The 19,538-nt window shown below is 61.6% G+C and carries 31 protein-coding genes and 1 tRNA gene; 29 read left to right on the top strand and 3 right to left on the bottom strand.

Features of this window, described 5'->3' with window-relative positions; genetic code table 11:
* Positions 1-271 precede the first annotated feature (271 nt).
* A complete protein-coding gene (gene rpsJ / locus ASC93_RS25240; RefSeq protein WP_005663509.1) occupies positions 272-589 on the top strand; it encodes a 30S ribosomal protein S10 in 318 nt (105 codons plus the stop codon).
* A gap of 270 nt (positions 590-859) precedes the next feature.
* On the opposite strand, the gene ASC93_RS25235 is transcribed toward rpsJ, so the two are convergent.
* Together ASC93_RS25235 and ASC93_RS25230 are read right to left on the bottom strand one after the other, a co-directional pair.
* Positions 860-2,221 carry an 8-oxoguanine deaminase gene (locus tag ASC93_RS25235; RefSeq protein WP_056449199.1) on the bottom strand — a complete coding sequence of 454 codons (1,362 nt, stop codon included), beginning with the start codon at positions 2,219-2,221 and terminating at the stop codon, positions 860-862.
* A 156-nt stretch (positions 2,222-2,377) separates the two neighbouring features.
* Positions 2,378-3,727, bottom strand: a complete 1,350-nt coding sequence (locus ASC93_RS25230; RefSeq protein ID WP_056449196.1) for a nucleobase:cation symporter-2 family protein — start codon at positions 3,725-3,727, stop codon at positions 2,378-2,380.
* A 516-nt stretch (positions 3,728-4,243) separates the two neighbouring features.
* Here ASC93_RS25230 and ASC93_RS25225 point away from each other — a divergent pair.
* The gene (locus tag ASC93_RS25225) at positions 4,244-5,245 is read left to right on the top strand and encodes a LacI family DNA-binding transcriptional regulator (RefSeq protein WP_056449194.1); all 1,002 of its coding nucleotides are present in this window, start codon (positions 4,244-4,246) and stop codon (positions 5,243-5,245) included.
* A 141-nt stretch (positions 5,246-5,386) separates the two neighbouring features.
* Here ASC93_RS25225 and ASC93_RS25220 read toward each other — a convergent pair whose 3' ends face one another.
* A complete protein-coding gene (locus ASC93_RS25220; protein WP_056449191.1) occupies positions 5,387-6,454 on the bottom strand; it encodes a mechanosensitive ion channel family protein in 1,068 nt (355 codons plus the stop codon).
* Positions 6,455-6,571: 117 nt separating this feature from the next.
* Between ASC93_RS25220 and ASC93_RS25215 the strand changes: the two genes are divergently transcribed.
* The 27 genes from ASC93_RS25215 (at position 6,572) to rpsD (ending at position 19,422) form a co-directional block, all read left to right on the top strand.
* Positions 6,572-6,648 (top strand) — tRNA-Val (locus ASC93_RS25215).
* A 285-nt stretch (positions 6,649-6,933) separates the two neighbouring features.
* The gene (gene rplC, locus ASC93_RS25210; protein WP_056449188.1) at positions 6,934-7,590 is read left to right on the top strand and encodes a 50S ribosomal protein L3; all 657 of its coding nucleotides are present in this window, start codon (positions 6,934-6,936) and stop codon (positions 7,588-7,590) included.
* A 3-nt stretch (positions 7,591-7,593) separates the two neighbouring features.
* Positions 7,594-8,214 carry a 50S ribosomal protein L4 gene (gene rplD, locus ASC93_RS25205; RefSeq protein ID WP_056126492.1) on the top strand — a complete coding sequence of 207 codons (621 nt, stop codon included), beginning with the start codon at positions 7,594-7,596 and terminating at the stop codon, positions 8,212-8,214.
* Positions 8,211-8,528 (top strand): 50S ribosomal protein L23, encoded by a 318-nt coding sequence (gene rplW / locus ASC93_RS25200; protein WP_036240333.1) that lies wholly within the window; start codon positions 8,211-8,213, stop codon positions 8,526-8,528. The genes rplD and rplW overlap by 4 nt, the downstream gene beginning before the upstream one ends.
* Positions 8,528-9,355, top strand: coding sequence for a 50S ribosomal protein L2 (gene rplB, locus ASC93_RS25195; protein ID WP_056449186.1), 828 nt, complete (start codon positions 8,528-8,530; stop codon positions 9,353-9,355). The genes rplW and rplB overlap by 1 nt, the downstream gene beginning before the upstream one ends.
* A 9-nt stretch (positions 9,356-9,364) precedes the next feature.
* Positions 9,365-9,640 carry a 30S ribosomal protein S19 gene (rpsS, locus tag ASC93_RS25190; protein WP_056449183.1) on the top strand — a complete coding sequence of 92 codons (276 nt, stop codon included), beginning with the start codon at positions 9,365-9,367 and terminating at the stop codon, positions 9,638-9,640.
* The gene (gene rplV / locus ASC93_RS25185) at positions 9,637-9,969 is read left to right on the top strand and encodes a 50S ribosomal protein L22 (protein WP_179966292.1); all 333 of its coding nucleotides are present in this window, start codon (positions 9,637-9,639) and stop codon (positions 9,967-9,969) included. The genes rpsS and rplV overlap by 4 nt, the downstream gene beginning before the upstream one ends.
* Before the next feature lie 11 nt (positions 9,970-9,980).
* Positions 9,981-10,775 (top strand): 30S ribosomal protein S3, encoded by a 795-nt coding sequence (rpsC, locus tag ASC93_RS25180; RefSeq protein ID WP_056449179.1) that lies wholly within the window; start codon positions 9,981-9,983, stop codon positions 10,773-10,775.
* Positions 10,776-10,777: 2 nt separating this feature from the next.
* Positions 10,778-11,197 carry a 50S ribosomal protein L16 gene (rplP, locus tag ASC93_RS25175; RefSeq protein ID WP_005663456.1) on the top strand — a complete coding sequence of 140 codons (420 nt, stop codon included), beginning with the start codon at positions 10,778-10,780 and terminating at the stop codon, positions 11,195-11,197.
* 12 nt (positions 11,198-11,209) lie between these two features.
* Positions 11,210-11,401, top strand: a complete 192-nt coding sequence (gene rpmC, locus ASC93_RS25170) for a 50S ribosomal protein L29 (protein WP_056449176.1) — start codon at positions 11,210-11,212, stop codon at positions 11,399-11,401.
* Entirely contained in the window at positions 11,398-11,670 is a 273-nt protein-coding gene (gene rpsQ, locus ASC93_RS25165) for a 30S ribosomal protein S17 (protein WP_056449173.1), read from the top strand. Before rpmC ends, rpsQ begins: the two co-directional genes overlap by 4 nt.
* Before the next feature lie 254 nt (positions 11,671-11,924).
* Positions 11,925-12,293, top strand: coding sequence for a 50S ribosomal protein L14 (gene rplN / locus ASC93_RS25160; RefSeq protein WP_056126494.1), 369 nt, complete (start codon positions 11,925-11,927; stop codon positions 12,291-12,293).
* Between the two features lie 10 nt (positions 12,294-12,303).
* A complete protein-coding gene (gene rplX, locus ASC93_RS25155) occupies positions 12,304-12,618 on the top strand; it encodes a 50S ribosomal protein L24 (protein WP_056449170.1) in 315 nt (104 codons plus the stop codon).
* A 6-nt stretch (positions 12,619-12,624) separates the two neighbouring features.
* Positions 12,625-13,164 (top strand): 50S ribosomal protein L5, encoded by a 540-nt coding sequence (rplE, locus tag ASC93_RS25150; RefSeq protein ID WP_036240349.1) that lies wholly within the window; start codon positions 12,625-12,627, stop codon positions 13,162-13,164.
* Positions 13,165-13,168: 4 nt separating this feature from the next.
* The gene (gene rpsN / locus ASC93_RS25145; protein WP_056449167.1) at positions 13,169-13,474 is read left to right on the top strand and encodes a 30S ribosomal protein S14; all 306 of its coding nucleotides are present in this window, start codon (positions 13,169-13,171) and stop codon (positions 13,472-13,474) included.
* 14 nt (positions 13,475-13,488) lie between these two features.
* Positions 13,489-13,884, top strand: coding sequence for a 30S ribosomal protein S8 (gene rpsH / locus ASC93_RS25140; protein ID WP_036240352.1), 396 nt, complete (start codon positions 13,489-13,491; stop codon positions 13,882-13,884).
* A 10-nt stretch (positions 13,885-13,894) separates the two neighbouring features.
* Positions 13,895-14,428 (top strand): 50S ribosomal protein L6, encoded by a 534-nt coding sequence (gene rplF / locus ASC93_RS25135; RefSeq protein ID WP_056449164.1) that lies wholly within the window; start codon positions 13,895-13,897, stop codon positions 14,426-14,428.
* Positions 14,429-14,440: 12 nt separating this feature from the next.
* The gene (gene rplR / locus ASC93_RS25130) at positions 14,441-14,803 is read left to right on the top strand and encodes a 50S ribosomal protein L18 (protein WP_036240357.1); all 363 of its coding nucleotides are present in this window, start codon (positions 14,441-14,443) and stop codon (positions 14,801-14,803) included.
* Positions 14,804-14,815: 12 nt separating this feature from the next.
* A complete protein-coding gene (rpsE, locus tag ASC93_RS25125) occupies positions 14,816-15,334 on the top strand; it encodes a 30S ribosomal protein S5 (protein WP_036240359.1) in 519 nt (172 codons plus the stop codon).
* A gap of 11 nt (positions 15,335-15,345) precedes the next feature.
* Positions 15,346-15,525 carry a 50S ribosomal protein L30 gene (gene rpmD, locus ASC93_RS25120; protein WP_036240361.1) on the top strand — a complete coding sequence of 60 codons (180 nt, stop codon included), beginning with the start codon at positions 15,346-15,348 and terminating at the stop codon, positions 15,523-15,525.
* 27 nt (positions 15,526-15,552) lie between these two features.
* Positions 15,553-15,984 (top strand): 50S ribosomal protein L15, encoded by a 432-nt coding sequence (gene rplO, locus ASC93_RS25115; RefSeq protein WP_056449161.1) that lies wholly within the window; start codon positions 15,553-15,555, stop codon positions 15,982-15,984.
* A gap of 29 nt (positions 15,985-16,013) precedes the next feature.
* Complete coding sequence (gene secY / locus ASC93_RS25110; protein ID WP_056449158.1) at positions 16,014-17,348, top strand: preprotein translocase subunit SecY; 1,335 nt, start codon at positions 16,014-16,016, stop codon at positions 17,346-17,348.
* Between the two features lie 33 nt (positions 17,349-17,381).
* Positions 17,382-17,600: a translation initiation factor IF-1 gene (gene infA / locus ASC93_RS25105; protein WP_005663428.1), complete on the top strand. Its 219-nt coding sequence runs from the start codon at positions 17,382-17,384 to the stop codon at positions 17,598-17,600.
* A 37-nt stretch (positions 17,601-17,637) separates the two neighbouring features.
* On the top strand, positions 17,638-17,751 hold the full coding sequence (gene rpmJ / locus ASC93_RS30215) for a 50S ribosomal protein L36 (protein ID WP_005663407.1): 114 nt from the start codon (positions 17,638-17,640) through the stop codon (positions 17,749-17,751).
* Positions 17,752-17,767: 16 nt separating this feature from the next.
* The gene (rpsM, locus tag ASC93_RS25100; protein ID WP_036240369.1) at positions 17,768-18,133 is read left to right on the top strand and encodes a 30S ribosomal protein S13; all 366 of its coding nucleotides are present in this window, start codon (positions 17,768-17,770) and stop codon (positions 18,131-18,133) included.
* A 14-nt stretch (positions 18,134-18,147) separates the two neighbouring features.
* Positions 18,148-18,552: a 30S ribosomal protein S11 gene (gene rpsK / locus ASC93_RS25095; protein WP_036172227.1), complete on the top strand. Its 405-nt coding sequence runs from the start codon at positions 18,148-18,150 to the stop codon at positions 18,550-18,552.
* A gap of 246 nt (positions 18,553-18,798) precedes the next feature.
* Positions 18,799-19,422 (top strand): 30S ribosomal protein S4, encoded by a 624-nt coding sequence (gene rpsD, locus ASC93_RS25090; protein ID WP_056449155.1) that lies wholly within the window; start codon positions 18,799-18,801, stop codon positions 19,420-19,422.
* Positions 19,423-19,538 lie beyond the last annotated feature (116 nt).

Genomic DNA, 19,538 nt, shown 5'->3' with positions numbered 1-19,538 from the left:
CAATCCGCGAAGGCGGCCGTACCGTCGGCGCCGGCGTGGTTGCCAAGATCCTGGCCTGATCGCCGGATCGGTAGGGTGGGCACGCCGTGCCCACGCGTAACGCCGACATTGTCGCAAACGTTCGCGTGGGCTCAGGGAGCCCACCCTACCGAGTAGTCTGTGCAGTTTAGGGTGAAACGGTGTTATACTGCCGTCCCCTCCGCAGTACACGCAGTACCTGACACATTGATTGCCGGCCGCGTGCCGGTTCGTTCTTTTTTAAGGAAATAGCATGTCCGCTCCGAATCAGAAAATCCGTATCCGCCTGAAAGCGTTCGACTACAAGCTGATCGACCAGTCCGCCCTGGAAATCGTCGACACCGCCAAGCGCACCGGCGCAGTCGTCAAGGGCCCGGTTCCGCTGCCGACCCGCATCCAGCGTTTCGACGTGCTGCGTTCCCCGCACGTCAACAAGACCTCGCGCGACCAGTTCGAAATCCGTACGCACCAGCGTCTGATGGACATCGTGGACCCGACCGACAAGACCGTCGACGCGCTGATGAAGCTGGACCTGCCGGCTGGCGTCGACGTCGAAATCAAGCTGCAGTAATCAGTTTCGGCGCCTCGGCGGCCTTGCCGCCGGCGCATGCAAAACGGCCCATCTACTTTGCGGTAGATGGGCCGTTTGCTTTACTACGTCTTTAATACGTCGTCCCCGCGCAGGCCTTCAGCCGTCGCCCGCGAAGGCCTTCACCCGTCGTCCCCGCGAAGACCTTCAGGCGTCGTCCCCGCGAAGGCGGGGATCCAAGTCCGTTGCGCAGCCGGCAAACTCGCCTGCGCGGGAACGACGGTTCAAACGTTCCGGGTGTTTAAGCGCGCCTTACCTCGCCGCCAGCGCCAGCTCCTCCGCCAGCCGGTTGTGCCGTTCCAGCACGACGGGCAAATCGACCGTCCGCAACACGCCATCCTTCACGACGACCTTACCGTTGATGACGCTGTGATTCACGTTGGCCGGCGTGCAGAACACGAGCGCCGCGACCGGGTCGTGCAGCGCGCCCGCGAAACCCACGCCATCCAGCTTGAACATGACGATGTCGGCCGACATGCCCGGCGCGATGCTGCCGATGTCGTCGCGGCCCAGGACCTTCGCGCCACCGCGCGTGGCCAGTTCCAGCGCCTGGCGCGCCGTCATCGCGTCCGGGCCGAAGCCCACGCGCTGCAGCAGCATCGCCTGGCGCACTTCGCCCAGCATGTGCGCGCCGTCGTTCGACGCGCTGCCGTCCACGCCCAGGCCCACCGGCACGCCCGCGTCGACCATCTTGCGCACGGGCGCGATGCCGGACGCGAGACGCATGTTCGAGCACGGGCAGTGCGCGACGCCGGTGCCGGTCCGCGCGAACAGCCCGATGCCCGCATCGTCCAGCTGCACGCAGTGCGCGTGCCACACGTCGTGGCCGACCCAGCCGCAGTCTTCCGCATACTCGGCCGGCGTCATATTGAATTTCTCGCGGCTGTAGGCGATGTCGTTGACGTTTTCCGCGAGGTGCGTGTGCAGCGACACGCCGTGGCTGCGCGCCAGCAGGGCCGCCTCCTTCATCAGGTCGCGCGACACCGAGAACGGCGAGCAGGGCGCCACCACGATGCGCTGCATCGCGTGGCGCGCCGCGTCGTGATAGGTCTCGATCAGGCGCTGCGTGTCCTTCAGGATCGCCGCCTCGTCTTCCACCACGCTGTCCGGCGGCAGGCCGCCTTGCGAGCGGCCCACGCTCATCGCACCGCGCGCCGCGTGGAAGCGCATGCCGATCGTGTGCGCGGCCTCGATGCTGTCGTCCAGGCGGCAGTCGTTCGGATAGATGTACAGGTGGTCGCTGCTGGTCGTGCAGCCCGACAGGATCAGTTCCGCCATCGCCGTGAGGGTCGACACGTGGACCATCTCGCCCGTCAGGTTCGCCCAGACGGGATACAGGTTCGTCAGCCAGTTGAACAGCTCGCCGTCCTGTGCGGCCGGGATCGCGCGCGTGAGGCTCTGGTACATGTGGTGATGCGTGTTGACGAGGCCGGGGATGACGACGTGGCCGCGCGCGTCGATCACCTCGTCGGCGTCCTGCGGGAGTTCGTCCGTCGGGCCCACGCGTTCGACCACGTTGTCGCGCACGAAGACGGCGCCATCGGCGATTTCGCGCCGTGCATCGTCCATCGTCACGAGGACGCGCGCGTTCTTGATCAGGAGAGTCTTGCTCATGAATTTTCCACTTTTAATGTTCAACACTGCGGAAACAATGCACGGGCACTGCGGAAACAATGTCGGGATAAAAACACCGCGCCGGCGCATGTCTTGCGACATGGCCGGCGCGGCACCGACTGCCGGTCAGGGATACCAAACGCGGGCAGTATTCCGTTACGCCACCTCCAGGTCTTTCACCAGCAGGGGCTGGGGTACGTCCTCGTCGTCGTCATGGACTTCGACGGGACGGTTCGGCAACACGAGGTTCAGCAGCACGGCCATGATGGCGCCCGTGCTGATGCCCGAGCCGAAGATTTCGTTGACGAAGGCCGGCAGCTTGGCCAGCAGTTCCGGACGCACGCTGACGGCCAGGCCGCAGCCGATCGACACGGCGATGATGAGGCCGGTGCGCTTGTCGTGCTCGACCTTGCCCAGCATCTGCACGCCGGCCGTGAGGATCATCGCGAACATCATGAGGCCGGCGCCGCCCAGCACCGGCTGCGGGATCGTGACGACGACGGCGCCCAGCACCGGGAACAGGCCGGCCAGGGCCAGCATCACGCCGGTCAGCGCGACGACGTGGCGGCTGGCGACGCCGGTCAGCGAGATGACGCCCACGTTCTGCGCAAAGGTCGACATCGGCGGCGCGCCCAGGGTGGAGGCAAAAGCGGAGCCGACGCCGTCGCACAGCACGCCGCGCTTGAGCAGGGTGCCGCGCATCTTTGTCTCCGTGGCCGCGCCCAGCGCCATGAAGGTGCCCGTCGTTTCGACCATCGTGACGATGTAGGCGAGACCCATGGCGAGGATGCCGCTGAGCGGGAAGGTCATGCCGAAGTGCAGCGGCTGCGGCAGGGCGAACACGGTGGCCCGGTGCACGCTCGAGAAGTCGACGAGCCCCAGGCCCAGGCAGATGGCGTAGCCGATCGCGATGCCGATCACGATGGCGGACGCCGAGATGATGCCTTTGCCGAACTGGACCAGCGCGACGACGACGGCCAGCACGAACAGGGCGATGCCCAGGTTCGTGGGCGCGCCGTAGTCGCCGGCGCCCTTGCCGCCGGCCGCCCAGTCGACGGCGACGGGGACGAGCGACAGGCCGATCATCGTGACGACGACGGCCGTCACCTGGTGCGGGAACAGCTTGCGGATCTGCGGCATGAAGAAACTGCCGACGATCATGACGACGGACCCGGCGAGCGAGGACCCGAGGATGCCCGCCACGCCGTGTTCGAAGCCGATGCTGATGGCCGCGCCGACGAAGGCGAAGCTGGTGCCCATCACGCAAGGCAGGCGGATGCCGATCGGGCCGACGCCCTTGCACTGGATGATCGTGACGATGCCCGAGCCCAGCAGCGCCGCGTTGACGAGGGCGACGATCTGGTCCGCGGGCAGCTTGAGGATGGCGCCGACCACGAGCGGCACGGCGATGATGCCCCCGAGCGCGGCGAGCATGTGCTGGGCCGCCAGCAGGGTCGTGGTGATGAGGGGTGGCCGGTCGTCGACCTGGTACAGCAGATTGTTCATGTGTGTGTCTCCGTCGAATGGTGTCCTGAACGGCGCGTACCGCAAGCGCGTCGGGTACTTCGAAGTGATGCAGGGCAGTGGAGAACAGTCAACCACGGCAGGCAATCCGTGATCCGGATGCAACCGAAGGGCGCCTGGGGGCCGGGATGTGGCCGGGAACGCGATGACGTCTCCACAAAGCTTGGTGCCACTCTGCGGCGGCATTTCATGAATTCATGATGCCCATGCAAGACAGCACTGTCAACGAATTTGTATACAGTTTCCGTGCCTCTAGAACGCCTGGATTTCACCGCGTCACAGAGCGAGAGCGGGGTATTTATCCGCCCGCTGTATACAATTTTTCACGACGCTTTTGCGTGGAAATATCAGATGGCCGCGCTGCGCCGGCACCTCTTGATAAGCCGGATACCGTCCTGATCTTGAAAGACAGCGGCCCCGACGCGCTCGCCGGGTCGCAAGCGGTTGTTGTAATTACTGAAACACATCGGTGATAATCGCGCCTCAGGAGGGAACGCGATGGCGACCATGAAGCAGGTAGCGGAGCGCGCCGGGGTGTCGATCTCCACGGTGTCGCACGTGATCAACAACACGCGCGTCGTCAGCGACGACGTGCGCCGGCGCGTGCTGGGCATCATCGACGAGATGCGCTACATTCCGAGTGCCGTCGCCCGCAGCCTCAAGAACGACAAGACGAATACCATCGGCGTGCTCGTGCCGAACTCGTCGAATCCCTATTTCGCCGAACTGATCCGCTGGATCGAGGACGCGGCGTTCCAGCTCGGCTACAACATCATCCTGTGCAACGCGCATGGCGGCGCGCAGAAGCAGACGGCCAATCTGCGCCTGCTGATGGAAAAGCGCATCGACGGGCTGGTGCTCGTCGCCAGCGGCGCCGACGACGAACAGGACTTGCTGCTGCGCCGCGAGACCGTGCCCGTCGTCCAGCTGGAGCGCGCGCTGCCCGGCCTCCACGCCGACCTGGTCCAGGCCGGCCAGGAAGAGGGCGGGTATGCGGCCACGCGCCATCTGATCGAATTGGGCCACCGCGACATTGCCTGCGTGTCCGGCCCGGCCGACCTGCCGCGCACGCGCGAACGCGTCGGCGGTTTCATGCGCGCGATGGCGGAGGCTGGCCTGACTCTGGCGCCGGACCGTATCGTGCACGACGAATTCACGAGCGCCGGCGGCCACGCGGCATTTACGCGCCTGCTGGCCCGGTCGCGGCGGCCGACGGCCGTGTTCGTCACGAGCGATCTGATGGCGCTGGGCGGCCTGTGCGCGGCCGGCGCGGCCGCTGTGCGTGTGCCGGCGCAATTGTCTGTCGTGGGCTACGACGACATCGCCGCCGCCCGCTACGCGCTCCCGCCGCTGACGACGGTGGCGCCGCCCAAGCACGACATGGCGTGGCTCGCCATCGAGCTGCTGGCCGATCGCATCCGCGGCGGCCACGCGCCGCTGCGCCACGCGGCGCTGGCCAGCGCGCTGGTCGTGCGGGCGTCGACCGCGCCGCCGCAATAAGGCCCCGTCGCGCGTGGGCGGAGGCCGCCCACGCTACGGCGCCGCGGCACTGAGCCGGATCAGCCGTAGGGTGGGCACACCGTGCCCACGCGTAACGTGTGCGGTTTGCCGGCGTCACGCGTGGGCGGAGGGCCGCCCACCCTACGGCGCTGGAGCGGAGGGCTCCGTCTCGCGCGCGTCGCGCACGAGCAGCGTCTGCGTCGGGAACGCGAACTCGATGCCCAGCGCGGCGAACCGGTCCATGATCTGCAGGTAGATCTCCTGCTGGATATCCGCGTAGCGGACGAAATCCGCCGTCTCCACCCAGTACACGACGTCGAAATTCAGCGAGGACGCGGCCATGCCGCTGAAGTGGGCGCGGTCGAACGTCACGGGTTCCTGCGACTTGACGATCTCGGTCAGCATGGCCGGGATCAGGCGCAGCTTCGCCGTCGGCGTGTCGTAGGTGACGCCCACCGTGAACGCGGCGCGGCGCCGGGTCATGCGCGTCATGTTCTGCAGCCGGCTCTTGAGCAGGTCGGCGTTGGAGAACACCAGCTGCTCGCCGCCCAGGCTGCGCAGCCGGGTCGTCTTGAGGCCGACGTATTCCACGGTGCCCAGGAATTTGTCGACGATGATGAAGTCGCCGATCACGAACGGCTTGTCGAGCACGATCGACAGCGACGCGAACAGGTCGCCGAGGATGTTCTGGACGGCCAGTGCCACTGCGATACCGCCGATACCGAGCGAGGCGACGAGGGTCGTGATGTTGACGCCGAGATTGTCCAGCACCATCAGCAGCAGCACGGCCCACAGCACCGTCCGCGCGATGAAGCCGACCGCCGCCGCCGACGTGGCGCGGGCCGGATCGCCGGCGCGGTTCTGGTAGTAATCCGTCAGCCAGGCGCGCAGCGCGCGGTTGCCCCACAGCGCGGCCTGGATCAGGCCCGTGACGATGGCGGCGCGCGTCGCGAACAGGTGCACCGCCGGCGGCAGCGTCAGCGCCTTGCTGCCGGCAAACAGGCCCATGATGACGATGGCCAGCGGCCGGGTGCCGTCGAGCGCCTCGACGGCGATGTCGTCGAGCCGGGTCTCGGTGCGCGCGGCCAGCGTCCGCATATGGTGTACGCCCACCTTCTTGGCGATGTACAGGGCCAGCGCCACCCCGGCGGCGATACCGAAGGCCGTCAGCCAGGCCAGTGTCGTGTTGTTGAAGAACACCAGGTTCATCCGATCATCCTTTCCTTGTCCTTGACGGGCGCTATTGTAAAGGTGCGGTGCGGTGCACAAGTTTTTTCGGATGGGTATTGCGCTTTGCTAAAACATGCTCGTATAATGCGGCTCCCCGGGCGGTTAGTTCAGCTGGTTAGAATACTTGGTCGACATCCAAGGGGTCGCAGGTTCGAATCCTGCACCGCCCACCAGAATTCCTCCATATCGCAGGCCTCGAGCCTGTAGAGAAAAGATGCAGCGGTATCTTTTCTGTGCCGTTCAGCCTGAACGGATTCTCTGATCTCCAAGACACTAGCGTAAAACGCAACAGGCCGCGTCAGCTTCGCATTATCCTGTTGCGTCTATCCGTGGCGCGCGCTATACTAGCCGGCTTCGGTATGGGTCTATCTTTTTTTGGCCCATGCGTTTAAGAGGAAGTTTCACAACTTCCGAAAGTCAACTACCCCCGCCCAATCGCAGGTGGGAATGGAGAAAAAATGAGCCTGGGCCTTCTCGGTCGCAAGGTTGGCATGATGCGCATCTTCACGGACGACGGCGATTCGATTCCCGTTACCGTGCTGGACGTGTCGAACAACCGTGTTGCGCAAATCAAAAACCCTGAAACTGATGGCTATGCCGCAGTTCAGGTCGTCTTCGGTCAACGTCGCGCTTCCCGCGTGAACAAGGCCGCTGCCGGTCACTACGCCAAAGCTGGCGTCGAAGCTGGCACGATGCTGAAGGAATTCCGCGTCGAAGCCGCTCAAGCCGCTGGTTTCAAGGCTGGCGACGCAGTCAATGTCTCGATGTTCGAAGTGGGCCAGAAAATCGACGTGCAAGGCACCTCGATCGGTAAGGGCTACGCCGGTACCATCAAGCGCCACAACTTCGCGTCGGGTCGTCAGACCCACGGTAACTCGCGTTCGCACAACGTGCCGGGCTCGATCGGTATGGCGCAGGATCCGGGCCGCGTGTTCCCGGGCAAGCGCATGACCGGTCACATGGGTGATGTCACTGTCACCACCCAGAACCTGGAAATCGCCCGTATCGACGCCGAGCGTCAACTGCTGCTGGTTAAGGGTGCCGTTCCTGGCGCCAAGAACGGTCAAGTGATCGTCAAGCCGGCAGTCAAGGTCAAAGCCAAGAAAGGAGCATAAGCGATGGAACTCAAGCTCCTGAATGAGCAAGGTCAAGCTGGCGCCGCAGTCAACGCCGCCGACACCGTGTTCGGCCGTGATTACAACGAAGCCCTGATCCACCAGATCGTGGTCGCCTACGCCGCCAACGCGCGCAGCGGCAACCGCAAGCAGAAGGATCGTGAAGAAGTCTCCCACACGACCAAGAAGCCCTGGCGTCAAAAAGGTACGGGCCGCGCCCGTGCCGGTATGTCGTCGTCGCCGCTGTGGCGTGGCGGTGGTCGCATCTTCCCGAACTCGCCGGACGAGAACTTCTCGCACAAGGTCAACAAGAAGATGCACCGCGCAGGTATCTGCTCGATCTTCTCGCAACTGGCCCGCGAAGACCGCCTGAGCGTCATCGAGAACCTGACCGTCGAAGCACCGAAGACCAAGCTGCTGTCGCAAAAGCTGCAGGGCATGGGTCTGGACTCGGTCCTGGTGATCACCGACACCATCGATGAAAACCTGCTGCTGGCATCGCGCAACCTGCCGAACGTGCTGGTTGTCGAGCCGAAGCATGCCGACCCGATGTCGCTGGTGTTCTACAAGAAAGTCCTGGTCACCAAAGCTGCTCTGGCCAAGATCGAGGAGATGTACGCATGAGCGCCGCAATCAAATTCAGCGAAGAGCGCCTGATGAAGGTGCTGCTGGCTCCGGTCATTTCCGAAAAGGCGACCTTCGTCGCGGAAAAGAACGAACAGATCGTGTTCAAGGTCCTGCCGGACGCGACCAAGCCGGAAATCAAAGCCGCCGTCGAACTGCTGTTCAAGGTCGAAGTGGAATCGGTCCAGACCGTGAACCGCGAAGGCAAGCAGAAGCGTTCGGGCCGTTTCACCGGTCGTCGCAACCACACCAAGCGCGCTTTCGTGGCCCTGAAGCCGGGCCAGGAAATCAATTTTGTCGAGGAGGCTAAATAATGGCACTCGTTAAGATGAAGCCAACCTCCCCAGGCCGCCGCGGCATGGTGAAGGTTGTGAATGCCGACCTGTACAAGGGTCGTCCGTTCGCAGCCCTGGTTGAGAAGAAATCGAAGACCGCTGGCCGTAACAACAACGGCCACATCACGACCCGCCACATCGGCGGTGGTCACAAGCACCACTACCGCGTGGTCGACTTCAAGCGCAACAAGGACGGTATTCCGGCCAAGGTCGAGCGCATTGAATACGACCCGAACCGTAGCGCGCACATCGCTCTGGTGTGCTACGCCGACGGTCACCGCGCGTACATCATCGCCACCAAGGGCATGGCCGTGGGCGATGCCGTCATGAACGGCTCGGAAGCGCCGATCAAGTCGGGTAACTGCCTGCCGATCCGTAATATTCCGGTCGGTACCACCATGCACTGCGTCGAAATGCTGCCGGGTAAGGGTGCTCAGATGGCCCGTACCGCAGGCGCCGGCGTGGTCCTGATGGCCCGTGAAGGCACCTACGCTCAGGTTCGCCTGCGCTCGGGTGAAGTGCGCCGCGTGCACATCGAGTGCCGCGCGACGGTTGGCGAAGTCGGCAACGGCGAGCACAACCTGCGCAAGATCGGTAAAGCCGGTGCAATGCGCTGGCGTGGCGTCCGCCCGACCGTTCGCGGTGTGGTGATGAACCCGATCGACCACCCGCACGGTGGTGGTGAAGGTCGTACGGCTGCCGGTCGTCATCCGGTGTCGCCATGGGGCCAGCAGACGAAGGGCAAGAAGACGCGTTCGAACAAGCGCACGTCGTCGATGATCGTCTCGCGCCGCGGCAAGAAATAAGGATAAGACATGACTCGTTCATTGAAAAAAGGGCCGTTCATTGACGCCCACCTGGTGAAAAAAGTCGAGACCGCGCAAGCGAACAAAGACAAAAAGCCGGTCAAAACCTGGTCGCGCCGCTCGACGATCACCCCGGACTTCATCGGTCTGACGATCGCCGTCCACAACGGTAAAGTGCACGTGCCGGTGTACGTGTCCGAGAACATGGTGGGTCACAAGCTGGGCGAATTCGCCCTGACCCGCACGTTCAAGGGCCACGCCGCTGACAAGAAGGCGAAGAAATAATGGAAACTAAAGCTATCCTCAAAGGCGTCCGCCTGTCGGAACAGAAAGGCCGCCTCGTCGCCGATCTGATCCGCGGCAAGAAAGTCGACGCCGCGCTGAACATCCTGCAGTTCAGCCCGAAGAAAGGCGCGACCATCATCAAGAAAGTGCTGGAGTCCGCAATCGCGAACGCCGAGCACAACGATGGTGCCGACATCGACGAACTGAAGGTCGTTCAGATCTATGTCGAAAAGGGCCCGATCTTGAAGCGCTTTACGGCACGTGCCAAAGGCCGCGGTGATCGCATTTCGAAACAATCCTGTCACATCTTCGTGACTGTCGGTAACTAAGGAGTCACACGATGGGTCAGAAAATCCACCCAACCGGCTTCCGCCTGGCGGTCACCCGTAACTGGGCATCGCGCTGGTACGCTGGCAACGGCAATTTTGCCGACATGCTGAAGGAAGACCTGGAAGCCCGCGCTTTCCTGAAGAAGAAACTGAAGAACGCCTCCGTCGGCCGCATCGTCATCGAGCGTCCGGCCAAGAACGCGCGCTTCACGATCTACTCGTCGCGTCCGGGCGTGGTCATCGGCAAGAAAGGCGAAGACATCGAAGTCCTGAAGACTTCGCTGGCGAAGATCATGGGCGTGCCGGTGCACGTCAATATCGAAGAGATCCGCAAGCCGGAAATCGACTCGCAGCTGATCGCCGATTCGATCGCCCAGCAGCTCGAAAAGCGTATCATGTTCCGCCGCGCCATGAAGCGCGCGATGCAGAACGCGATGCGTCTGGGCGCCGTCGGCATCAAGATCATGTCGTCGGGCCGTCTGAACGGCATCGAGATCGCACGTACCGAATGGTACCGCGAAGGCCGTGTGCCCCTGCACACCCTGCGCGCCGACATCGACTACGGCACCAGCGAAGCCTCGACCACGTACGGCATCATCGGCGTGAAAGTCTGGGTTTACAAGGGCGACCGTTCGCCGACCGGCGAAGCACCGGTGATCGACGTTCCGGCCGACGAGAAAAAGCCGCGCGGTCCGCGTCGTGACGACGGCAAACCGGCCGGCCGTGGCCGTCCGGGCGCCAAGCCAGGTACCGCACCAGCAGGCCGCCGCGCTGCCAAGCCGGCTGCTGAGAAAGCAGGAGAATAAGCATGCTGCAGCCATCCCGCAGAAAGTATCGTAAAGAGCAGAAAGGCCGCAACACCGGCATTTCGCACACCCGCGGCACCGCGGTCTCGTTCGGCGAGTTCGGCCTGAAGGCAGTTGCCCGCGGCCGTATCACCGCACGCCAGATCGAAGCTGCACGTCGTGCCATGACCCGTCACATCAAGCGTGGCGGCCGTATCTGGATCCGTATCTTCCCGGACAAGCCGATTTCGAACAAGCCGGCTGAAGTCCGTATGGGTAACGGTAAGGGTAACCCGGAGTACTACGTGGCCGAGATCCAGCCGGGCAAGGTCCTGTACGAAATGGACGGTGTCGCCGAAGAACTGGCGCGCGAAGCATTCCGCCTGGCTGCCGCCAAACTGCCGCTGGCGACGACGTTTGTCGTGCGTCAAGTCGGCCAATAACAGGAGTTAAGAATGAAAGCAACGGAACTCCGCGGCAAGGACCAGGCAGCTCTGCAACAAGAGCTGAATGAGCTGCTGAAGGCACAGTTCGGCCTGCGCATGCAAATCGCTACGCAGCAACTGACGAATACCGCCCAGCTCAAGAAGGTGCGCCGCGATATCGCGCGTGTCAAAACCGTGATGACCCAGAAGGAAGCCAAATGAACGACACCACTAAAACGGCGCTGAAGCGTACGCTGGTCGGCAAAGTCGTGTCCGACAAGATGGACAAGACGGTGACCGTGCTGGTTGAGCGTCACGTCAAGCACCCGCTGTACGGCAAGATCATCGTGCGCTCGAACAAGTATCACGCGCACGACGAGACCAACCAGGCCAAGACCGGCGACACGGTCGAGATCACGGAAGGTCGTCCGATCTCGAAGACGAAGGCTTGGACCCTGACCAAGGTTGTGCAGGTCGCACAGGTTCTGTAAAGCCTGTAGGAGGTTTAACAACACCTCCCAAAAATTTGTCTTGCGTGGCCCGCTGGTATGTGGAATACTAGCGGGCTTCGTTCATGTGTTGCCGCAGTTTGTCCTTCGGTAACTGCGGCCTGCAACGAACATTGGAAAGTCCAATCACCCAAACGTACGCGCTTGCAATGAGTGCGGCCGGCGGGACCAAGACTGACCGCAGGCCTACGGTTTTCCGTGGGGTTTCTTCGGCTTAAGTTGGGAAAGAAAATATCATGATTCAAACTGAAAGCCGGCTCGAAGTGGCCGACAATACCGGTGCGAAAGAAGTACTGTGCATCAAGGTATTGGGCGGCTCCAAGCGCCGTTACGCCAGCATTGGCGACGTGATCAAAGTCACCGTGAAGCAGGCTGCTCCGCGCGGCCGCGTCAAGAAAGGTGAAATCTACAACGCCGTGGTCGTGCGTACCGCTAAAGGTGTGCGCCGCCAGGACGGCTCCCTGGTGAAGTTCGACGGCAACGCCGCTGTCCTGCTGAACAGCAAGCTGGAGCCGATCGGTACCCGTATCTTCGGACCGGTGACGCGCGAACTGCGTACCGAAAAGTTCATGAAGATCGTGTCCCTGGCACCTGAAGTTCTGTAAGGGAGTCGCAATGGATAAGATTCGTAAAAACGACGAAGTCATCGTTCTGGCCGGTAAAGACAAGGGCAAGCGCGGTGTCGTTCAGCAACGCGTAGATGCTGAGCACGTCATCGTCGAAGGCGTGAACCTGGCCAAGAAGGCCGTCAAGCCGAACCCGATGACCGGCGTAACTGGTGGTATCGTCGACAAGACCATGCCGATTCACGTGTCGAACGTCGCGCTGTTCAACGCAGCGACCGGCAAGGCTGATCGCGTTGGCTTCAAAGAAGTGGATGGCAAAAAAGTCCGCGTCTTCAAGTCGAACGGCGAAGTAGTGAAAGGGTAATGAGAAATGGCCCGTCTCCAACAAGTTTATAAAGACAAAGTCGTTGCCGAACTGACCGAAAAATTCGGTTACAAGTCGGTGATGGAAGTGCCGCGCCTGACCAAGATCACCCTGAACATGGGTCTGTCGGAAGCTGTCGCCGACAAGAAGATCATTGAGCACGCAACCGGCGACCTGACCAAGATCGCCGGCCAGAAGCCGGTCGTGACCAAGGCTCGCAAGGCAATCGCAGGTTTCAAGATCCGCGAAGGCTACCCGATCGGCACGATGGTGACCCTGCGTGGCGCCCGCATGTACGAATTCCTGGATCGTTTCATCACCGTGGCCCTGCCGCGCGTGCGTGACTTCCGTGGCGTCAGCGGCAAATCGTTCGATGGTCGCGGCAACTACAACATCGGCGTCAAAGAGCAGATCATCTTCCCGGAAATCGATTACGACAAGATCGATGCGCTGCGTGGCATGAACATCTCGATCACCACGACTGCTAAGACCGACGAAGAAGCCAAAGCGCTGCTCGCCGCATTCAAATTCCCGTTCCGGAACTAAGAACATGGCAAAACTTGCACTGATTAACCGCGAACAGAAGCGTGCAGACCTGGTGGAGAAATTCGCCGCAAAGCGTGCCGCTCTGAAAGCAATCATCGACGACCAGTCGAAGACCGAAGAAGAGCGTTACGAAGCACGCCTGAAGCTGCAGGCCCTGCCGCGTAACTCGGCGCCGACCCGCCAGCGTAACCGCTGCGCCATCACCGGCCGTCCCCGTGGCACTTTCCGTAAATTCGGTCTGGCCCGTACCAAACTCCGCGAATTCGCCATGAAAGGCGAAATCCCGGGTATGACCAAAGCTAGCTGGTAATAGGAGAATAAGCAATGAGTATGAGCGATCCTATCGCCGATATGCTGACCCGTATTCGCAACGCGCAAGGCGTGCAGAAGACCACCGTCGAAATGCCGTCGTCGAAGCTGAAAGTTGCGATTGCCAACGTCCTGAAGGACGAGGGTTACATCGAAGATTACGCCGTGTCCACCGAAGGTGGCAAGGCTGAACTGAAAATCGGTTTGAAGTACTACGTCGGCCGTCCGGTTATCGAGCGCATCGAGCGCGTCTCCCGTCCTGGCCTGCGCATCTACAAGGGCAAAGATGAGATCCCCCAGGTCATGAACGGCCTCGGTGTGGCAATCGTCTCGACCCCGAAGGGTGTGATGACCGACCGCAAAGCACGTGCTACCGGTGTCGGTGGCGAAGTGATTTGCTACGTGGCTTAAGGAGTAGACGATGTCTCGAGTAGCTAAGATGCCAATCGCCGTCCCGGCCGGTACCGATGTCGCGATCAACGCGTCGTCGATCACCGTCAAGGGCCCGCTGGGCACCCTGACCCAGGCGCTGAACGGCCTGGTCAAAGTGGAAAACAACAACGGCACGCTGTCGTTCGACGTGATCGACGATTCCCGCGAATCGAACGCCATGTCGGGCACCCTGCGTGCTCTGGTGAACAACATGGTGACCGGTGTCACCAAAGGTTTCGAAAAGCGCCTGACCCTGGTCGGCGTGGGTTACAAGGCCGCCGTCCAAGGCAACGCCCTGAACCTGTCGCTGGGCTTCTCGCACCCGGTGCTGCACGCGATGCCGGAAGGCGTCACCGCTGCAACCCCGACCCCGACCGAGATCCTGATCAAGGGTATCGACCGTCAAAAGGTCGGCCAGGTTGCCGCAGAAGTGCGCGCTTACCGCTCGCCTGAGCCGTACAAAGGCAAGGGTGTCCGTTATGCGGACGAAGTGGTGAAGCTTAAAGAAACCAAGAAGAAATAATCGGAGCTGACGATGGACAAGAAAGAATCGCGTCTGCGTCGCGGACGCCAAACCCGCATCAAGATCGCGCAGTTGGGCGTGAACCGCCTGTCGGTGCACCGCACCAACCTGCACATCTATGCGAACCTGATCAGCCCGGATGCGAAGGTCCTGGTTTCGGCTTCGACGCTGGAAGCAGAAGTGCGCGCCGAGCTGGGCGGCAAGTCGGGTGCGGGCGGCAACGCCGCTGCAGCCGCACTGGTTGGCAAGCGCGTCGCAGAAAAAGCACTGAAAGCAGGGATCACCGAAGTCGCATTCGACCGTTCGGGTTTCCGTTACCACGGCCGTGTGAAGGCGCTGGCGGAAGCCGCGCGCGAAGCTGGTCTGAAGTTCTAAGGAAGAATCGTCATGGCAAAAATGCAAGCGAAAATGGCAAGCGACAAGCCGGATGATGGCATGCGCGAGAAAATGATCGCGATCAACCGCGTGACCAAAGTGGTCAAGGGTGGTCGTATCATGGGTTTTGCAGCGCTGACCGTTGTCGGTGACGGCGATGGCCGCATCGGCATGGGTAAAGGCAAGTCGAAGGAAGTTCCGGTCGGCGTGCAGAAAGCGATGGAAGAAGCCCGCCGCAACCTGATCAAGGTGCCCCTCAAGAACGGCACGCTGCAGCACAGCGTCACCGGCCGCCACGGCGCGTCGTACGTGATGATGTCGCCGGCCAAGCCGGGTACCGGCGTGATCGCAGGCGGCGCAATGCGCGCAATCTTCGAAGTGATGGGCGTGACCGACGTCGTCGCCAAGTCGACCGGTTCGTCGAACCCGTACAACCTGGTTCGCGCGACCCTCGACGGTCTGGCAAAAATGAGCACTCCGGCCGACATCGCTGCCAAGCGCGGCAAGTCGGTGGAAGAGATCCTGGGTTAAGGGGAATAACTATGGCAAACACCATCAAAGTCAAGCTGGTCAAAGGCCTGATCGGTACCCGCCAGGATCACCGCGCCACCGTGCGCGGTCTGGGTCTGCGTCGTGTCAACTCGGTCTCCGAGCTGCAGGACACCCCGGCGATCCGCGGCATGATCAACAAGGTCAACTACCTCGTGAAAATTGTCGACTAAGCCTCGGCTTGGTCAACGGAGAAAATAATGGAACTCAATACCATCCAACCCGCTGAAGGCGCGAAACACGCCAAGCGCCGCGTCGGTCGCGGTATCGGCTCGGGCCTGGGCAAGACCGCCGGCCGCGGTCACAAGGGTCAGAAGTCGCGTTCGGGCGGCTTCCACAAGGTCGGTTTCGAAGGCGGCCAGATGCCGCTGCAGCGCCGCCTGCCGAAGCGTGGCTTCAAGTCGCTGAACGCTACGTTCAAGGCTGAAGTGCGTCTGTCGGACCTGAACAACCTGGCCGTCGGCGACGTCGACGTCCTGGTGCTCAAGCAAGCCGGCGTGCTGCCGGTCGTCGCTCGCGATGTGCGCGTGATCCTGTCGGGCGAAATCACCAAAGCGGTGAACCTGAAGGGCATCAAGGCGACCGCTGGCGCGAAAGCAGCGATCGAAGCAGCTGGCGGTTCGGTCGCCTAAACGCGGCCGCTGCCTGATCGGAGCAAAAATTGGCGACTAATTCACAACTTGGTAAAAGTGCTGCGTCCGGCTTCCCCTGGAGTCGGTTGTGGTTCTTGCTTGGCGCGTTGGTCGTGTATCGTATCGGAGCTCACATCCCGGTCCCCGGGATTGACCCGATCGCCATGGCCCAGCTGTTCAAGCAGAACGAGGGCGGCATCCTGGGCATGTTCAACATGTTCTCGGGCGGGGCCCTGTCCCGCTTTGCCGTGTTCGCTCTTGGCATCACGCCTTACATTTCGGCTTCGATCATCATGCAGCTGGTGTCGATCGTCTCGCCGCAGATGGAGGCACTGAAGAAAGAGGGCGAGTCCGGCCGCCGCAAGATCACCCAGTACACCCGTTACTTCACGGTCGTGCTGGCGTTGTTCCAGGCGTTCGGCATCGCGGTCGCGCTCGAGGCGCAGCAAGGCCTCGTGATCGATCCGGGCGTGGCTTTCCGCTTCGTGACCGTCGTGACCCTGCTGACCGGCACCATGTTCCTCATGTGGCTGGGCGAGCAGATCACCGAACGTGGCCTTGGCAACGGTATCTCGATCATCATTTTTGCCGGTATCGCAGCGGGTCTGCCGAACGCACTGGGTAGCTTGTTCACCCTGGTGTCGAACGGTTCGATCGGCAGCTTCTCCGCAATCATCATCGTGATTCTGGTAGCTCTGGTGACTTACGCGGTCGTGTTCGTCGAACGCGGCCAGCGCAAGATCCTGGTGAATTACGCGAAACGCCAGGTCGGCAACAAGATCTATGGTGGCCAAACCAGCCACCTGCCGCTGAAGCTGAACATGTCGGGCGTGATCCCGCCGATCTTCGCTTCGTCGATCATCCTGTTCCCGGCCACGATCGTCGACTGGTTCACGAAAGGCAAGGACGTCACGAATCCGTTCATCGGGTTCCTGAAAGACCTCGCTGCCTCGTTGAGCCCGGGCGAACCGATCCACGCGTTGCTGTATGCGGTGGCAATCGTGTTCTTCTGCTTCTTCTATACGGCGCTGGTATTCAACAGCAAGGAAACGGCGGACAACTTGAAGAAGAGCGGCGCGTTTGTACCGGGCATCCGTCCGGGCGAGCAGACCGCGCGCTACATCGACAAGATCCTGATGCGCCTGACCCTGGCCGGTGCGGTCTATATCACGCTGGTTTGCCTGTTGCCGGAGTTCCTGCAAAGCCAGTGGAAAGTACCTTTCTATTTTGGCGGAACCTCGCTCCTGATCATCGTGGTCGTCACGATGGATTTCATGGCGCAGGTGCAGAACTACGTCATGTCGCAGCAATATGAGTCGCTGCTGCGCAAGGCTAATTTCAAAGGCGGTATCCCGTCGCGTTGAGCGGCTGGCGCCCCCCAGGAGTGAATAGACCGAATGGCAAAAGACGACGTCATCCAAATGCAGGGGGAGATTCTGGAGAATCTCCCGAACGCGACCTTTCGCGTAAAGCTGGAAAACGGGCACGTGGTGCTTGGACATATCTCGGGTAAAATGCGGATGAATTACATCCGCATTCTTCCGGGTGACAAGGTAACGGTGGAGCTGACCCCTTACGACTTGTCCCGGGCCCGCATCGTGTTCCGCACCAAGTAAAACTAATCAAGTTATCGAATCTGGAAGAGAGTGCAAAATGAAAGTTAACGCTTCAGTCAAGCGGATCTGCCGCAACTGCAAGATCATCAAGCGCAAGGGCGTGGTCCGTGTGATCTGCGTCGAGCCGCGTCACAAGCAGCGTCAAGGTTAATTTCGAGGAATAACGAATGGCACGTATTGCAGGGGTCAACGTCCCCAATCATCAGCACACCGTCATCGGCCTGACGGCAATCTATGGCATCGGCCGTACCCGCTCGAAGCAGATCTGCGAATCGACCGGCGTTGCGACCAACAAGAAGGTCAAGGACCTGGACGACAACGAACTGGAAAAGCTGCGTGATGCAGTCGGCAAGTTCGTCGTCGAGGGCGACCTGCGCCGTGAGCTGTCCATGAGCATCAAGCGCTTGATGGATCTGGGTTGCTACCGCGGTATGCGTCACCGCAAGGGCCTGCCGGTCCGCGGCCAGCGCACCCGTACGAATGCTCGTACCCGCAAGGGCCCGCGCAAAGCAGCTCAATCGCTCAAGAAATAATCTAGGAACTGACCATGGCTAAGCAACAAAGCTCGGCGGCTGCAGCTCGCATCCGCAAGAAAGTCAAAAAGAACGTCGCCGAAGGCATCGCACACGTCCACGCATCGTTCAACAACACCATCATCACGATCACCGATCGTCAGGGCAATGCCCTGTCGTGGGCGACGTCCGGCGGCGCAGGCTTCAAGGGTTCGCGTAAATCGACCCCGTTCGCGGCGCAGGTCGCAGCTGAAGCGGCTGGCAAGGTTGCTCAGGAATACGGCGTGAAGAACCTGGAAGTGCGTATCAAGGGCCCGGGCCCGGGCCGTGAGTCGGCTGTGCGCGCGCTGAACAACCTGGGTATCAAGATCACCGAAATCCAGGACGTGACGCCGGTTCCGCACAACGGCTGCCGTCCGCCGAAGCGTCGTCGTATCTAATTGCTGCCCGGGCGGCTCGTCCGCCTGTCGCAGTATCGATACGCCACACGCCGTGGTGTCAAAGATCGCCGGTGCAGTTGACCCCGAAATGGGTTATACTGCCCGGCTATTGTCGCCTTGGGCCGTCCCGGTCCGGGGTATTTTGTAAGCCACGTCCGGTCTCATCGAAGAACCGGACTAGCGCCTGTTGCGAACGTCGATCGATTCGCATCCGGGGCGTGATCATCAAAATAAAGGAAGTTTAACGTGGCACGTTATATCGGACCTAAAGCAAAACTGTCGCGCCGTGAAGGCACCGACCTGTTCCTGAAGAGCGCACGCCGCTCGCTCGATTCGAAGTGCAAACTGGACGTCAAGCCAGGCCAGCACGGCGTCAAGTCGGGCCAGCGTACGTCGGACTACGGCAACCAGCTGCGTGAAAAGCAGAAGGTCAAGCGTATCTACGGCGTGCTGGAGCGTCAGTTCCGCCGCTACTTCGCCGAAGCGTCGCGCCGCAAGGGCAACACCGGCGAGACCCTGCTGAAGCTGCTGGAATCGCGTCTGGACAACGTCGTCTACCGCATGGGCTTCGGCTCGACCCGTTCCGAAGCGCGCCAGCTGGTCAGCCACAAGGCCCTGACCGTGAACGGCAACGTCGTGAACATCGCTTCGTACCAGGTCAAGACCGGCGACGTCATCGCTGTCCGCGAAAAGGCCAAGAAGCAGACCCGTATCCTCGAAGCCCTGTCGCTGGCCGAGCAGGTTGGTTTCCCGAGCTGGGTGTCGGTCGATGCCAAGAAGATGGAAGCAACCTTCCGTTCGTACCCGGAGCGTAACGAGATCGCTGCCGACGTCAACGAAGCGCTGATCGTCGAACTGTACTCGCGTTAATTGACAAAGCGGGCGGCGCGCCGCCCGATTTGTCACCCCCGCGCAGGCGGGGGCCCAATTTCGAGCAGCCGACTGCGCTTGCAGAAATTGGGTTCCCGCCTCCGCCGGAACGACGG

It is taken from the genome of Massilia sp. Root335 (assembly GCF_001425685.1).
Classification (GTDB): Bacteria; Pseudomonadota; Gammaproteobacteria; order Burkholderiales; family Burkholderiaceae_D; genus Telluria; species Telluria luteola.
The sequence above is the reverse complement of the archived record's forward strand: the minus strand, read 5'-3'. Positions and strand labels throughout refer to the sequence as shown.

Coding starts and splice junctions, on each gene's coding strand:
- rpsJ (WP_005663509.1), top strand. CDS start 272: ATGTCCGCTCCGAATCAGAAAATCCGTATCCGCCTGAAAGCGTTCGAC.
- ASC93_RS25235 (WP_056449199.1), bottom strand. CDS start 2,221: ATGAGCAAGACTCTCCTGATCAAGAACGCGCGCGTCCTCGTGACGATG.
- ASC93_RS25230 (WP_056449196.1), bottom strand. CDS start 3,727: ATGAACAATCTGCTGTACCAGGTCGACGACCGGCCACCCCTCATCACC.
- ASC93_RS25225 (WP_056449194.1), top strand. CDS start 4,244: ATGGCGACCATGAAGCAGGTAGCGGAGCGCGCCGGGGTGTCGATCTCC.
- ASC93_RS25220 (WP_056449191.1), bottom strand. CDS start 6,454: ATGAACCTGGTGTTCTTCAACAACACGACACTGGCCTGGCTGACGGCC.
- rplC (WP_056449188.1), top strand. CDS start 6,934: ATGAGCCTGGGCCTTCTCGGTCGCAAGGTTGGCATGATGCGCATCTTC.
- rplD (WP_056126492.1), top strand. CDS start 7,594: ATGGAACTCAAGCTCCTGAATGAGCAAGGTCAAGCTGGCGCCGCAGTC.
- rplW (WP_036240333.1), top strand. CDS start 8,211: ATGAGCGCCGCAATCAAATTCAGCGAAGAGCGCCTGATGAAGGTGCTG.
- rplB (WP_056449186.1), top strand. CDS start 8,528: ATGGCACTCGTTAAGATGAAGCCAACCTCCCCAGGCCGCCGCGGCATG.
- rpsS (WP_056449183.1), top strand. CDS start 9,365: ATGACTCGTTCATTGAAAAAAGGGCCGTTCATTGACGCCCACCTGGTG.
- rpsC (WP_056449179.1), top strand. CDS start 9,981: ATGGGTCAGAAAATCCACCCAACCGGCTTCCGCCTGGCGGTCACCCGT.
- rplP (WP_005663456.1), top strand. CDS start 10,778: ATGCTGCAGCCATCCCGCAGAAAGTATCGTAAAGAGCAGAAAGGCCGC.
- rpmC (WP_056449176.1), top strand. CDS start 11,210: ATGAAAGCAACGGAACTCCGCGGCAAGGACCAGGCAGCTCTGCAACAA.
- rpsQ (WP_056449173.1), top strand. CDS start 11,398: ATGAACGACACCACTAAAACGGCGCTGAAGCGTACGCTGGTCGGCAAA.
- rplN (WP_056126494.1), top strand. CDS start 11,925: ATGATTCAAACTGAAAGCCGGCTCGAAGTGGCCGACAATACCGGTGCG.
- rplX (WP_056449170.1), top strand. CDS start 12,304: ATGGATAAGATTCGTAAAAACGACGAAGTCATCGTTCTGGCCGGTAAA.
- rplE (WP_036240349.1), top strand. CDS start 12,625: ATGGCCCGTCTCCAACAAGTTTATAAAGACAAAGTCGTTGCCGAACTG.
- rpsN (WP_056449167.1), top strand. CDS start 13,169: ATGGCAAAACTTGCACTGATTAACCGCGAACAGAAGCGTGCAGACCTG.
- rpsH (WP_036240352.1), top strand. CDS start 13,489: ATGAGTATGAGCGATCCTATCGCCGATATGCTGACCCGTATTCGCAAC.
- rplF (WP_056449164.1), top strand. CDS start 13,895: ATGTCTCGAGTAGCTAAGATGCCAATCGCCGTCCCGGCCGGTACCGAT.
- rplR (WP_036240357.1), top strand. CDS start 14,441: ATGGACAAGAAAGAATCGCGTCTGCGTCGCGGACGCCAAACCCGCATC.
- rpsE (WP_036240359.1), top strand. CDS start 14,816: ATGGCAAAAATGCAAGCGAAAATGGCAAGCGACAAGCCGGATGATGGC.
- rpmD (WP_036240361.1), top strand. CDS start 15,346: ATGGCAAACACCATCAAAGTCAAGCTGGTCAAAGGCCTGATCGGTACC.
- rplO (WP_056449161.1), top strand. CDS start 15,553: ATGGAACTCAATACCATCCAACCCGCTGAAGGCGCGAAACACGCCAAG.
- infA (WP_005663428.1), top strand. CDS start 17,382: ATGGCAAAAGACGACGTCATCCAAATGCAGGGGGAGATTCTGGAGAAT.
- rpmJ (WP_005663407.1), top strand. CDS start 17,638: ATGAAAGTTAACGCTTCAGTCAAGCGGATCTGCCGCAACTGCAAGATC.
- rpsM (WP_036240369.1), top strand. CDS start 17,768: ATGGCACGTATTGCAGGGGTCAACGTCCCCAATCATCAGCACACCGTC.
- rpsK (WP_036172227.1), top strand. CDS start 18,148: ATGGCTAAGCAACAAAGCTCGGCGGCTGCAGCTCGCATCCGCAAGAAA.